General features: G+C 68.8%; 14 protein-coding genes. 6 read left to right on the forward strand and 8 right to left on the reverse strand.

From position 1 onward, the window contains the following. Window positions 1-53: 53 nt before the first annotated feature. The 3 genes from ACWD6P_RS03425 to ACWD6P_RS03435 all read right to left on the reverse strand — a co-directional run bounded on the left by ACWD6P_RS03425 (window position 54) and on the right by ACWD6P_RS03435 (window position 3,592). On the reverse strand, window positions 54-1,514 hold the full coding sequence (locus ACWD6P_RS03425) for a serine hydrolase domain-containing protein (RefSeq protein WP_451442314.1): 1,461 nt from the start codon (window positions 1,512-1,514) through the stop codon (window positions 54-56). Between the two features lie 116 nt (window positions 1,515-1,630). Next, entirely contained in the window at window positions 1,631-2,341 is a 711-nt protein-coding gene (locus ACWD6P_RS03430; RefSeq protein ID WP_451442315.1) for a hypothetical protein, read from the reverse strand. 48 nt (window positions 2,342-2,389) lie between these two features. Further along, window positions 2,390-3,592: a MerR family transcriptional regulator gene (locus ACWD6P_RS03435; RefSeq protein ID WP_451442316.1), complete on the reverse strand. Its 1,203-nt coding sequence runs from the start codon at window positions 3,590-3,592 to the stop codon at window positions 2,390-2,392. A 432-nt stretch (window positions 3,593-4,024) separates the two neighbouring features. Between ACWD6P_RS03435 and ACWD6P_RS03440 the strand changes: the two genes are divergently transcribed. Next, window positions 4,025-4,267 (forward strand): hypothetical protein, encoded by a 243-nt coding sequence (locus ACWD6P_RS03440; RefSeq protein ID WP_451442317.1) that lies wholly within the window; start codon window positions 4,025-4,027, stop codon window positions 4,265-4,267. Window positions 4,268-4,399: 132 nt separating this feature from the next. Next, the gene (locus ACWD6P_RS03445) at window positions 4,400-4,798 is read left to right on the forward strand and encodes a hypothetical protein (RefSeq protein WP_451442318.1); all 399 of its coding nucleotides are present in this window, start codon (window positions 4,400-4,402) and stop codon (window positions 4,796-4,798) included. Between the two features lie 21 nt (window positions 4,799-4,819). Here the strand turns inward: ACWD6P_RS03445 and dnaB are convergent, their stop codons facing one another. After that, window positions 4,820-6,280: a replicative DNA helicase gene (dnaB, locus tag ACWD6P_RS03450; protein ID WP_451442428.1), complete on the reverse strand. Its 1,461-nt coding sequence runs from the start codon at window positions 6,278-6,280 to the stop codon at window positions 4,820-4,822. Window positions 6,281-6,756: 476 nt separating this feature from the next. Here dnaB and ACWD6P_RS03455 point away from each other — a divergent pair, with 476 nt between their 5' ends. Together ACWD6P_RS03455 and ACWD6P_RS03460 are read left to right on the forward strand one after the other, a co-directional pair. Continuing rightward, on the forward strand, window positions 6,757-8,094 hold the full coding sequence (locus tag ACWD6P_RS03455) for an MATE family efflux transporter (RefSeq protein WP_451442319.1): 1,338 nt from the start codon (window positions 6,757-6,759) through the stop codon (window positions 8,092-8,094). 41 nt (window positions 8,095-8,135) lie between these two features. Continuing rightward, the gene (locus tag ACWD6P_RS03460; protein ID WP_451442320.1) at window positions 8,136-9,002 is read left to right on the forward strand and encodes a trypsin-like serine peptidase; all 867 of its coding nucleotides are present in this window, start codon (window positions 8,136-8,138) and stop codon (window positions 9,000-9,002) included. Window positions 9,003-9,084: 82 nt separating this feature from the next. Here the strand turns inward: ACWD6P_RS03460 and rplI are convergent, their stop codons facing one another. The 4 genes from rplI to rpsF all read right to left on the reverse strand — a co-directional run bounded on the left by rplI (window position 9,085) and on the right by rpsF (window position 10,857). Beyond that, window positions 9,085-9,531, reverse strand: a complete 447-nt coding sequence (gene rplI, locus ACWD6P_RS03465; protein ID WP_451442321.1) for a 50S ribosomal protein L9 — start codon at window positions 9,529-9,531, stop codon at window positions 9,085-9,087. An 18-nt stretch (window positions 9,532-9,549) separates the two neighbouring features. Then, window positions 9,550-9,786: a 30S ribosomal protein S18 gene (gene rpsR, locus ACWD6P_RS03470; RefSeq protein ID WP_003978893.1), complete on the reverse strand. Its 237-nt coding sequence runs from the start codon at window positions 9,784-9,786 to the stop codon at window positions 9,550-9,552. A 110-nt stretch (window positions 9,787-9,896) separates the two neighbouring features. Then, a complete protein-coding gene (locus ACWD6P_RS03475; RefSeq protein WP_384424252.1) occupies window positions 9,897-10,484 on the reverse strand; it encodes a single-stranded DNA-binding protein in 588 nt (195 codons plus the stop codon). Window positions 10,485-10,566: 82 nt separating this feature from the next. Next, on the reverse strand, window positions 10,567-10,857 hold the full coding sequence (rpsF, locus tag ACWD6P_RS03480; RefSeq protein WP_006604399.1) for a 30S ribosomal protein S6: 291 nt from the start codon (window positions 10,855-10,857) through the stop codon (window positions 10,567-10,569). Window positions 10,858-11,086: 229 nt separating this feature from the next. Between rpsF and ACWD6P_RS03485 the strand changes: the two genes are divergently transcribed. Together ACWD6P_RS03485 and ACWD6P_RS03490 are read left to right on the forward strand one after the other, a co-directional pair. Further along, the gene (locus tag ACWD6P_RS03485; protein ID WP_451442322.1) at window positions 11,087-11,404 is read left to right on the forward strand and encodes a hypothetical protein; all 318 of its coding nucleotides are present in this window, start codon (window positions 11,087-11,089) and stop codon (window positions 11,402-11,404) included. 139 nt (window positions 11,405-11,543) lie between these two features. Then, window positions 11,544-12,662 carry a lipid II:glycine glycyltransferase FemX gene (locus tag ACWD6P_RS03490; protein WP_451442323.1) on the forward strand — a complete coding sequence of 373 codons (1,119 nt, stop codon included), beginning with the start codon at window positions 11,544-11,546 and terminating at the stop codon, window positions 12,660-12,662. The last annotated feature ends 12 nt before the right edge of the window (window positions 12,663-12,674 follow it).

Genomic DNA, 12,674 nt, shown 5'->3' on the forward strand with positions numbered 1-12,674 from the left:
CGGCCCGGCCGACCGCGCCCTCCCCCCACGGACGCCGCCGCCCGCCAAGGGCTTCACCCCCGCCAGCCCTCCGGATCCACGCCTCCGGGAACGGACTGCGCCGGCTCGTACGGTCCACGGGTGAACACGAAGGTGCCGAGGTCCAGATGGCTGACCGAGCCCTCCCGGTCGCGCACCGCTGTCAGGGTCTCGCCCGCGAAGTAGCCGTCGAGCCCGGTCCAGGTGCCATCCTCCTCGGCCCGGAACCGCGAGGACCGACCCATCGCGGACAGCGGCGCGAGTTCAAGTCCGCGCTCGGCCCGCAGCCGCAGCGTGTGCGGGTTCGCGCCCCAGTACCAGAGGCCGGTCAGGGCCAGCAGCTCCGACTCCAGTGGTCCGGGCAGCGGGCGCCAGGGCTCGGGGATCCGGGGCTCATGCTCGACCACGGTCCCGACGAGATCGGCGGCGATGCCCACCACCATCGGGCCCGACGTGCAGTTGGCCAGCACGATCCCTGCGACGTCCTCCTCGACATCGGCCCAGAGCGCTGCCAGAAACCCGGGCATCGAACCGCTGTGTCCCACCAGCGTCCGCCCTTCCCAGCGCAGGAGCTGAAGGCCCAGCCCGTACCCCGCCTCCCAGGCGTCCCCTTCCGGCGGGACCGCGGGCGCTCGCATCTCGGCCAGACTCGCCGCACTCAGCACTCGCTCATCGCCCCGCAGCAGGAACACCGCCCAGCGGCACAGATCCTCCAACGTCGACCACAACTGCCCCGCCGGGCCCATCAACCCGGTGTCCTCAGCCGGCTCCGGCAGCATCACATCGGCCCACGGGTGCACCGCCCAGCCACCCGCGTGCGGCATCTCCGGCTGCAGCGTCGTACGGCCCATGTCCAGCGGCTGCAGTACCTCGCGCCGCAGCACCTCGCCCCACGGCGTACCGCCCCGCAGCCGTTCGACCAACGCACCGAGCAGCGCATATCCGGGATTGGAGTAGTGGTGCCGCCGTCCGGCAGGGAGCCGCTGCGGCCGGTCACCGTACAGATCGGCCGGCTTCGGCCGCAGCTCGCCCGAGGTCCGCTCCCACCAGGGACCGCGCGGCTCTGCCGCCAACCCCGAGCTGTGTGCGAGGAGTTGAGCGACCGTCGCGTCGGGCACGGGAGTGCCCTCCAGATGCTTGCCGACCGGGTCCTCCAGCCGCAGCAGCCCCTCGTCCCGCAGCCTCATCACCAGCACGGCGATGAAGGACTTGGTGAGCGAACCGATCCGGTACTGCACATCACCGTGCGGCACCTCCCCGTCCACCGAACTCCGGGCGCCGTGCCACACCGCTCGCCCGTCGCGGACCACCGCACCCATCATCGAGGGCGCCCGCCCCTCGGTCTGCCCGACCGCCAGCCGCCGCAGCAACGCCCGCCGTGTCTGGGGCAGCAGCTCCGTGAATGTTTCGGGGGTGTCGACCGGCACCGCGACACGGCGGGCCGGTTCGGACTCACTTGCCCCGGGCTCATGGGACGCGGACTGGGTGATGGTCATGGCGCTCCTCAACGGCAGATCCGATGCAACCGATCCAGTGCAGGCGAACAGCTTCGCCTCTCCGGCACCGTCGATCCAGTTCCTTCGGCGCCATCCCGCTGCCTGCCCTCAACTCATCAGGACAGTGCCATAGCCCCGATCACCGCCCCCAGCTCTGTCTGCTCCTCCTCCGGCAGCCAGCGCGCCGCATGCACCATGTGCAGCGCAGTGCGCAGCTGTATGCGGTCCTCGTCCGTGCCGAGGTACCCAAGGTAGGCAGGGAGCGTCAGTCCCAGCGCCTTGAGATCGGCCCGCGCACACCACCGCGACAGCAGCTCCCGTACGCGTCCGTCGACCGTCGCGTCGAGAGCCCGCGGTGCCGCGTCCGCTCCAGCTTCGCCACCTCCCCCGGGCACCTCCGCGGCCACCGCACACGCCGTACCTCGCAGGCCCTCCGCGATCGCGAACCGGTTCCAGTCGCCGTACTGACCCTCGGGGGCATCTCTCGCCCGCTCCGCGGCGCGCACGAAGTACGCGTGGGCCAGGGCCGGTTGGCCGAGCTGACGGCAGGCCTGCCCCAGGTTCACGTACAACGAGGGGTAGAACCCCTGGACCCGCTCGTCCCCGACCCGGTCGGCACGGGCCAGGCACTCCTGGTTCCAGTGCAGCGTCTCTTCGGGCGTTTTCTGGTGCCGCGCGAGATAGTGCGCGGCGATACACGCCTCATAGTCGTCGGCGGCGATGTCCCAGGCCTGCTGGAAGAGACCCCGCGCGACGTCGGCGCGCCCCTCCGTCTCGGCCTGCATGCCTTCCACGCACAACCGCACCACAGGCAGTTCCGGATCCATCGGTCCGCTCCCCTCAACACACGCCCGTGTCCCTACAGGCACCAGCAGTCAGTTCTTGGCCTCGACAGCGCGCACCGGCATCACCAGCGTCGTAAAGCTCCCCTGGTCGGCAGAGCGGACCACGACGGGACGGTCGGCCGAAACGCTCTCCAGCAGCACATCGGGGCCCACCCCGGCCTCCAGCGCGGGCACAAGTACCGCCGGATCGAAGGAGATCCGCAGCCCAGGACCCGTGCGCACCATCGGAAGCCGGACGGGCTCACGTCCTCCTCCCGACACCTCCAGCTCCTGTGCGCCCTTGAGGCCGAGCGTTGTTTCACGTGAAACATCGCTCTCGCTCCGACCGCCCGCACGGTCCCCACCGCCGTCCCGTTCAGCCGGCGACAGCGACACCACCTCCGCGCGTCCGGCCACCGCATCCCGTAGCCCCAAGCGGTCGACGATGACGCGATGCCGACCGGCCTCCAGGTTCTCCAGCATCAGCCGGTAATCCGGATACGCCTCGGGTTGCGCGCCAGCGCCCGGTCCACGACCGGTGCCGTGCAGCGCCGTGCGACAGTCCGCCTCGCCCCGCAGCCGGACCTCCGCTCCCTCCCCTGCACACTCCACGTCGACCGCCATCTGGCGCACGGCCCACTCCGCCACGCTCCGCGCCGCATCCACGTCGATCGGAACCCGCACCGGCCCGCCCGCGAACTCCACCGGCCGCAGCACCCGCACGGCCAGCCGATAGCGGTCCGTTGCCACCAGCCGCACCTCGCCGTCGACGAGTTCGAGCAGCACACAGCCCAGCACCGGATACTCCGTGCGGGACGCCCCGGTCGCGGCCGCGGGTGCCACCTGCCGTACCCCACTGGCCAGTTCGGCACCGCCCACCCGGGCCCTCGCCCAGCTCCCGCCGTACTCCGCGTCGCCGACCGTCTCCCGCAGGAGCCCCTCCACCGCCGCCCGTGCCTCGTCCGCCGTCTGCCGCGTCCGCTCCAGGTGCGCCCGTAGTACGACCCGCGCGTCCTCCGCCAACCCGTCCAGCACGACCGCGACATCCACCAGCGGCAGCCCCGCCGCCCGCAGCCGGCGCAGCCGCACCGCCCGCGTCGTCTGCCCCGCCGCATAGCGCCGGTACCCCGTCACGGCGTCCACCTGAGCCGGCCTCAGCACCCCGCAGTCGTCGTAGAAACGCAGGGCGCTCGGTGCCAGCCCCACCCGTCGCGCGAAAGCACCAATGCTCAACAGGTCTTCGCTGTCGTCCATGGACACGATGATGGAGCTTCAACCCACGTGAAGGTCAAAGCCCGCAGCGTGAGCCGTCGCGCGCTGACGGGCACCGCCGGGGTCGGCGTGGCGAGGGGGCGTCCGGGCGGCTCATCTCGCCGCATTTTGGTCTAGGCCACCGCCCTGACCAGCAGTGCCGCACCAGCGCACAGCCCGGCCAAGGTCACACCTGTTCCACGAAGTTGGCACTCCCTCAGAGCAATGAGGCTCTCAATCCCGCTGTCCGGGCGCCCACATGACCCCGTCATTACCACGGAGCACTCGGCCCGCCGGCCGCGTCGCGGACGGGTCGGCCCCGGAGAACCCGTATGGCAGCACCGATGGGCAAAGCGGGATTATTCATATTAGCATCCCAGTCACTGTACGAAGTTGATCTGTGACAGATCGCATCCGTCAATCTCTGGAGGAGAAATGAGCAAGCTTCGCAAGGCTGCCGTCGTGGCCGCCGTCATCGGCAGCGTCAGCTTCCTCGGCGCCGGCACCGCCAACGCCGGTGGGGGTGGCAACTGGTGCAGGTCGCACGACCTGAACGTCGACGTCCTCGGCCAGGTCGGCATCCTCAACGGCCTGCTGGGCAACGCGCTCAACGGCGAAGGCGGTCCGGGCGGACAGTTCGGCGGGGTCGGCTCGAGCATGGGCTGCAACGGCCACTAGTACCCCTCACAGGTCCCGGTGCCCGAGCTGCCGACTCGGGCACCGGGGCCGTTTCCGCTCCCCCTCAAGGCCCGGGCGCAAGCCGGTTCGCCGCGCATGACGCCCGGCATCGACCGCAAAGGAACGCAGCACATGTTCAGTCGAAAGAGAATCGCAGCCATCTCGGCGCTCCTCGGTGGCCTCGCCGTCACCTGCGCCGGTGCCAACCAGGCGTACGCCGCGGGCAGTCCGAGCGACTGCACCCGCACCGCCCCGGGAAGCATCGTCTGCGTCCATAAGAGCCAGACCGTCCACACCACCAAGGACGGCAAGCACATCGTCAAGGAGACGCAGCACTGCGACAGCACCTCCCGGAACATCATGGTGCTGCCCAGGATCGGGCTGCTGAGCCAGGGGACCCAGCACACGAGGGTCGGTTCCGTCGTGAACTGCTCCCCCAAGGCGCCGCCGCAAAAAGAGCTCAAGGAAAGCAAGGAGACCCAGCTCAGCCCGGTGGGGGCACTGCTGCGGCCATTGGTCGACCGGCTCTGACCTGAGGGCCGGTCACACCGCTCAGGTCTGCGCCATGTCGACGAACCGCGAGTAGTGGCCCTGGAACGCCACCGTGATCGTCGCCGTGGGACCGTTACGGTGCTTGGCCACGATCAGGTCGGCCTCGCCTGCGCGGGGGGACTCCTTCTCATAGGCGTCCTCGCGGTGCAGCAGGATGACCATGTCGGCGTCCTGCTCGATCGAACCGGATTCACGCAGGTCAGAGACCATCGGCTTCTTGTCCGTACGCTGCTCGGGGCCACGGTTCAGCTGGGAGAGCGCAATGACCGGGAGCTCCAGCTCCTTCGCCAGCAGCTTGAGGTTTCGGGACATGTCCGAAACCTCCTGCTGGCGGCTCTCGGCACGCTTCGAACCGCCGGACTGCATCAGCTGGAGGTAGTCGATGACCACCAGCTTCAGCTCATTGCGCTGCTTGAGCCGGCGGCACTTAGCGCGGATCTCCATCATCGACAGGTTGGGCGAGTCGTCGATATACAGCGGCGCGGCCGAGACATCGGGCATCCGCCGGGCCAGTCGCGTCCAGTCCTCGTCCGTCATGCTGCCGGACCGCATGTGATGCAGCGCCACCCGCGCCTCGGCGGACAGCAGACGCATCGCGATCTCGTTGCGCCCCATTTCCAGCGAGAAGATCACGCTCGGCAGATTGCTCTTGATCGAACAGGCCCGTGCGAAGTCCAGCGCAAGGGTCGACTTACCCATGGCCGGACGGGCCGCGATCACGATCATCTGGCCCGGGTGCAGGCCGTTCGTCAGGGAATCCAGGTCGGTGAAGCCCGTCGGCACGCCCGTCATCTGGCCCTGACGTGAGCCGATCGCCTCGATCTCGTCGAGAGCGCCCTCCATGATGTCGCCGAGCGGGAGGTAGTCCTCGCTGGTGCGCTGCTCGGTGACGGCGTAGATCTCCGCCTGGGCCTTGTTGACGATCTCGTCGACGTCGCCGTCCGCGGCGTATCCCATCTGCGTGATACGGGTGCCGGCCTCGACCAGCCGGCGGAGCACGGCGCGCTCGTGGACGATCTCGGCGTAGTACTCGGCGTTCGCGGCCGTCGGGACGGACTGGACGAGCGTGTGCAGATACGAGGCCCCGCCGACCCGGCCGATCTCGCCGCGCTTGGTCAGCTCGGCGGCGATGGTGATGGGGTCGGCCGGCTCGCCCTTGGCATAGAGGTCGAGGATCGCCTGGAAGACCAGCTCATGGGCGGGGCGGTAGAAGTCCTCGCCCTTGAGGACCTCGACGACGTCCGCGATGGCGTCCTTGGACAGCAGCATGCCGCCGAGCACGGACTGCTCGGCGTCCAGGTCCTGCGGAGGGACCCGCTCGAAGCCTCCGGACCAGCCGCCGCCGTCGTCGTCGCGGTTTGGTCGGTCACCGCGGCCGCGGCCGTTGTTGCCGTCGCCTCTGCGGGAGCGGGGGGCCGGCAGCCGGTCGCTGGGACCGGAGTCCGCCCAGGGGTCTTCCATGGGCTCGGGAATGCTCACCCCGGCACCTCCTCCCGTCCGCGGCGCGGACCTTGCTGTGCTGTTCTTTCTTACGGCACAGCTCTGACAATCGAGACGCCCGACTCCGGTTACGGCGCGTCGAGTTCGGACGACTTCTCAGGCCAGAACAGGCGGCGGGTGCCGGACCACGGTAGGCCCGTGGGCACCGTCCGCCAATCTGGTTATCCACAGGCCGTGTGGATGACTGCCCCGCAGCTGTGGAGAAGTCCCCGGATCCTGTGCACGGCGCGGGGGAAACTTCTGTGGACAAGCACACAATCACCCCACCCTCACCGCTCTGACCTGCGGTTTTCTCATCCATAGGCTGTGGGGGAGAAAAACTTCTGCCAGCTGCCCAAGATCGCGACAAACGGCACGGAGGAGGTGACTCCGCACAGCGGAAAGTAAGGACTGCAAAGGGTTTGCATCTCTTACCTGTGGAAGATTAGATTGAGTGCATGACACAGGCTCCCGCGACCCTGCGGCGCACCGCCCGCCGCCACGACCGCGAGATCATCGCCCTCGCCCTCCCCGCCTTCGGCTCACTGGTCGCGGAACCCCTCTTCGTCATGGTCGACAGCGCCGTCATCGGCCACCTCGGCACCTCCCAGCTCGCCGGCCTCGGCGTCGCCGCCGCCCTGCTGACCACAGCCGTTTCCGTCTTCGTCTTCCTCGCCTACGCCACCACCGCCGCGGTCGCCCGCAGGGTCGGCGCCGGCGACCTGCCCGCGGCGATCCGCCAGGGCATGGACGGCATCTGGCTCGCCCTGCTCCTCGGCGCCGGAGTCATCGCGGCCGTACTGCCCGCCGCCCCGTGGCTCGTCGAAGCCTTCGGCGCCTCGGCCACCGCCGCCCCGTACGCCACGACCTATCTGCGCATCAGCGCGCTCGGCATCCCCGCGATGCTCGTTGTGCTGGCCGCCACCGGCGTGCTCCGCGGCCTTCAGGACACCAGGACCCCGCTCTACGTCGCCGTCGGCGGCTTCTCCCTCAACGCCGCCCTCAACGTCGCTCTGGTCTACGGCGCCGGCCTCGGCATCGCGGGATCCGCCTGGGGCACGGTCATCGCCCAGTGCGCCATGGCGGCCGTCTACCTCGCCGTGGTCGTCCGCGGTGCACGACGGCACGGTGCCTCGCTCCGCCCCGACGCCGCGGGGATCCGCGCCTGTGCCCAGGCCGGCGTCCCGCTGCTGGTCCGTACGCTCTCGCTGCGCGCTGTGCTGATGATCGCCACCGCCATCGCCGCCCGGCTCGGCGACGCCGAGGTCGCCGCCCACCAGATCGTGCTCACGCTGTGGTCCCTGCTGGCCTTCGCTCTGGACGCGATAGCCATAGCCGGGCAGGCCATCATAGGCCGCTACCTCGGCGCGGGGGACCGCGACGGCGCCAAGGCGGCCTGCCGCCGCATGGTCCAGTGGGGCATAGCCTCGGGCCTGGTACTCGGCGCGCTGGTCGCGCTCGCCCGCCCGGTGTTCGTTCCGCTGTTCACCTCCGACCCCGCCGTGCAGGGCCCCCTGCTGACCACGCTCCTGGTCGTGGCCGTGACCCAGCCGGTCGCCGGGGTCGTCTTCATACTCGACGGCGTCCTGATGGGCGCGGGCGACGGCCCGTACCTCGCCTGGGCAATGGTGGCGACCTTGGCCCTGTTCGTGCCGGCCGCGCTGGCCGTACCGGCCTTCGGCGGCGGACTGGTCGCCCTGTGGTGGGCGATGACGCTGATGATGACCGTCCGCATGCTGACGCTGTGGCTGCGCACCCGCTCCGGCCGGTGGATTGTGACCGGAGCCTCCCGCTGAACCACCTCCCGCAACACACGGTGCGTGTCGATAATGACCGTGTGCGCCCGCTTGCCAGGAAGTCCGTGCTGCCCCTGACGTTCATCGTCGTCATGGCCGCTGCCGTGGTGGGGTACGCCGCTGAAGAGTCCGATCTGACCGGAATATCCGCCGGCCACAGCAGCTTCGGCAAGTCCGGGGAGGCGGGCCAGGACCCTCAGGACCAGGATCCCGCCGCGACCGCCCCGGCCGATGAAGGAAACGCGTACACCCCCCGCAGAACCGAGCAGAACGCCCGGGTCGGCGTGGTCTTCGAGAAAAACGACTCCGGTGATCACTTCTGCACCGCGAGCGTGGTGCAGAGCCCGGGCCGCAACATGCTGATCACGGCGGCGCACTGCGCGTTCGACGCCGAGGCCGGTTCCACGGTGAACGACCTTCTCTTCGCTCCCGACTATCGCGACGGCGATGAGCCCATCGGCCTCTGGAAGGTCAAGAAGGTGATCATCGACAACCGCTGGGCCAAGTCGCAGGACGAGGATCTGGATGTCGCCTTCCTCCTTCTCGACAAGAAGGACGGCAAGCAGATCCAGGACGTCCTGGGCGGAAACACGCTCGGCATCGACCGCGGCTTCGACAACGACGTCAAGATCACCGGCTACCCCACCAGCCGCGACACCCCGATCTCCTGCCAGAACCGCACCACGAAGTACAGCAACACCCAGATGCGCGTCCAGTGCACCGACTTCGAGGGCGGTACGAGCGGCAGCCCCTGGCTCGCCGACTACGACCCCAAGAGCCACACCGGAACCGTCATCGGCGTCCTGGGCGGCCATGAGGGCGGCGGCGAGGAAGACGATGTCTCCTACGCGGCGTACTTCGACGACGACATCGCCGAGCTCTACAAGCGCGCCCAGGACGAGGACTGAGACCAGCCCGTCTGCGCCGTCCGCACACGGCGAAGGGCCGCACCCCGGTGACGGGATGCGGCCCTTCTGCGTTGTCCTGCGATCAGGCGGCGACGACCTCGACGCCCAGCTTCGCAACGACCTCGGCGTGCAGACGCACGGAGACCTGGTGCGCGCCCAGGGTCTTGATCGGCGAGCCGAGCTCGACACGACGCTTGTCGACGTCCGGACCACCAGCAGCCTTGATCGCCGAAGCGACGTCGGCCGGGGTGACGGAGCCGAACAGACGGCCGGCGTCGCCGGCGCGAACGCCCAGCTTCACCTTGATGCCCTCGAGCTGGCCCTTGACCTCGTTGGCCTGCTCGATCGTGGCGATCTCGCGGATCTTGCGACCGCGGCGGATCTGCTCGACGTCCTTCTCGCCACCCTTGGTCCAGCGGATCGCGAAACCGCGCGGGACCAGGTAGTTACGGGCGTATCCGTCCTTGACGTCAACGACGTCGCCGGCGGTGCCGAGGCCGGAGACCTCGTGGGTGAGGATGATCTTCATGTGTCGGTCACCCTTCCCTTATCGCGCGGTGGACGTGTAGGGCAGCAGCGCCATCTCACGGCTGTTCTTCACGGCCGTGGCGACGTCACGCTGGTGCTGAGTGCAGTTGCCGGTGACTCGGCGGGCACGGATCTTGCCGCGGTCGGAGATGAACTTCCGCAGCAGGTTCGTGTCCTTGTAGTCGACGTAGGAGATCTTCTCCTTGCAGAACACGCAAACCTTCTTCTTAGGCTTGCGAGCAGGCGGCTTCGCCATTGTCTCTCTCCAATGAGTTCAAGAAGTTTGTGCTGACGCCCTTGGGCCGCCCGGCCGTTTCACGGCGATGTTTCACGTGAAACACCCCGGATCCGAGCCAGGTGCACGGCCTAGAAGGGCGGCTCGTCCGAGTAGCCACCGCCGGAGCTACCGCCCCAGCCACCGCCGCCGCCACCCTGCTGGCCGCCGCCGGCGGGGCCGCTGGTCGCCCACGGGTCGTCGGCGGGAGCGCCGCCGCCCTGCTGGCCGCCGCCGGGGCCGCCGCCCCAGCCACCGCCACCCTGGCCACCACCCTGCTGACCGCCGCCGAAGCCGCCGCCCTGGCCACCGCGACCGCTGGTCTTGGTGATCTTTGCCGTGGCGTTCTTGAGGCTCGCGCCGACTTCTTCGACATCGAGCTCGTAGACCGTGCGCTTCACGCCCTCGCGGTCCTCGTACGACCGCTGCTTGAGGCGGCCCTGCACGACCACGCGGGTACCCCGCGTAAGGGACTCGGCGACGTTCTCAGCCGCCTGACGCCACACCGAGCAGGTCAGGAACAGGCTCTCGCCGTCCTTCCACTCATTGGTCTGACGGTCGAAGGTGCGGGGGGTGGATGCGACGCGGAACTTCGCAACCGCCGCACCGGACGGGGTGAAGCGCAGCTCGGGGTCGTCGACAAGATTGCCGACAACCGTGATGACGGTCTCGCCTGCCATTAGGGGAACCTCTCGGCGGGTGTGCTGCTGGCTGCTGGTGTTGCTGCTACTCGGACCCGGTTACCGCTGAACGCTGACGCGCTCAGTGGGTCTCGGGACGGAGGACCTTGGTCCGGAGGACCGACTCGTTCAGGTTCATCTGACGGTCGAGCTCCTTGACGACCGCAGGCTCGGCCTGCAGGTCGATGACCGAGTAGATGCCCTCGGGCTTCTTCTTGATCTCGTAAGAGAGACGACGACGGCCCCAGGTGTCGACCTTCTCGACCTTTCCGTTGCCCTCGCGGACGACGGAGAGGAAGTTCTCGATCAGCGGGGAGACAGCGCGCTCCTCGAGATCGGGGTCGAGGATGACCATCACCTCGTAGTGACGCATGGTGAACCCACCTCCTTTGGACTCAGCGGCCACGGTCGTTCCGTGGCAGGAGGGTCATATGCGTTTCCGCGCCGTGCCCGGCCGGAGATCCGGACAGACGTGGGCGCAGACTGTACAGAGTACCCGCCTGAGGCCTTCCGGTTGAAATCCGGCCGGTGCACCCCGCAATCTGGAACACAACGGGTGTGAGCGGCGTTACAGTACGCCGCCCTGTCATCGGAGGTCCCGTATGGCACAGGCAGCTAGGACCCAGCACTACTTGCTCTCGCTTCTCAACAGCGACGGCAAGGAGCATCCCGTCGAGAACACCTTCGCCATCGTCACCTTGGTGTTCGGCGTGATCGCCGCCTTCACCACGCTCTCTCCCAGCCTGCACCTGGTCAGTTCCTGGGTCGGTCTGATCGGAATCGGCACCGGCCTGTGGGGCCAGTTCATCTCGTCGACGACAGGCGAACGCTTCCTGTTGATCATCGGTCTCGGGGCAGCGGCCTTCGGCTTCTACCTCGGCCTGGCACACGGCGGCCTCTTCGGCGGAGTCATCGGCTGAGGCCAGCCCGGCCCTGGTCAGTGCGGCATACGGGGCCCAGCCCGTACGGCCCAGACGGGGCGCTCCCCGGTCACAGTAGGCTTCGGCGCGAGAGCCGGAGCCCCGACCATGGGGACACACCTGCCGAGGAGCGCCCCGCATGAGCCTGACCCTGAGGACCATCAGCCGAGAGCAGCATCTGGCGTACATCCAGAGTCTGCCCGCGGCGAGCCACATGCAGGTTCCGGCCTGGGCTGATGTGAAGGCCGAATGGCGTTCGGAGAGCCTGGGCTGGTTCGACCCGAGCGGCGAACTGGTGGGCGCGGGTCTGGTGCTCTACCGCCAGCTGCCCAAGATCAAGCGCTACCTCGCGTACCTCCCCGAGGGCCCGGTGATCAACTGGTTCGCGCCGAACCTTGAGGACTGGCTGAAGCCGATGCTCGGCCACCTCAAGCAGCAGGGTGCGTTCTCCGTGAAGATGGGCCCGCCGGTGATCATCCGCCGCTGGGACGCCGCCGCGATCAAGTCCGGCATCCAGAACCCGGACGTCAAGCGGCTCCGGGATGTCGAGGCGACGCACATCGAGCCGCGCGCCTTCGAGGTCGCCGACCGGCTGCGGCGCATGGGCTGGCAGCAGGGCGAGGACGGCGGCGCCGGCTTCGGCGATGTGCAGCCCCGCTATGTCTTCCAGGTGCCGCTGGCCGACCGCTCGCTGGAAGAGGTGCACAAGGCCTTCAACCAGCTGTGGCGCCGCAACATCAAGAAGGCCGAGAAGGCCGGCGTCGAGGTCGTCCAGGGCGGCTACGACGACCTCGCCGAATGGCAGCGGCTCTACGAGATCACCGCGGAGCGCGACCGCTTCCGGCCGCGGCCGCTCGGCTACTTCCAGCGGATGTGGACGGCCCTCAACTCCGAGGACCCCAACCGCATGCGGCTGTACTTCGCCCGCCACAACGGCGTGAACCTCTCCGCGGCGACGATGCTGGTCGTCGGCGGGCACGTCTGGTACTCCTACGGCGCCTCGGACAACATCGGCCGCGAGGTCCGGCCCTCGAACGCCATGCAGTGGAAGATGCTGCAGGACGCCTATGCGCTCGGTGCCACGGTCTACGACCTCCGCGGCATCAGCGACTCGCTGGACGAGAACGACCACCTCTTCGGCCTGATCCAGTTCAAGGTCGGCACGGGTGGGCAGGCAGCGGAGTACCTCGGTGAGTGGGACTTCCCGCTCAACAAGCTGCTGCACAAGGCGCTCGACATCTACATGTCGCGCCGCTGACCGCTTCACCGC

The sequence above is a fragment of the Streptomyces sp. NPDC002446 genome (assembly GCF_053595675.1).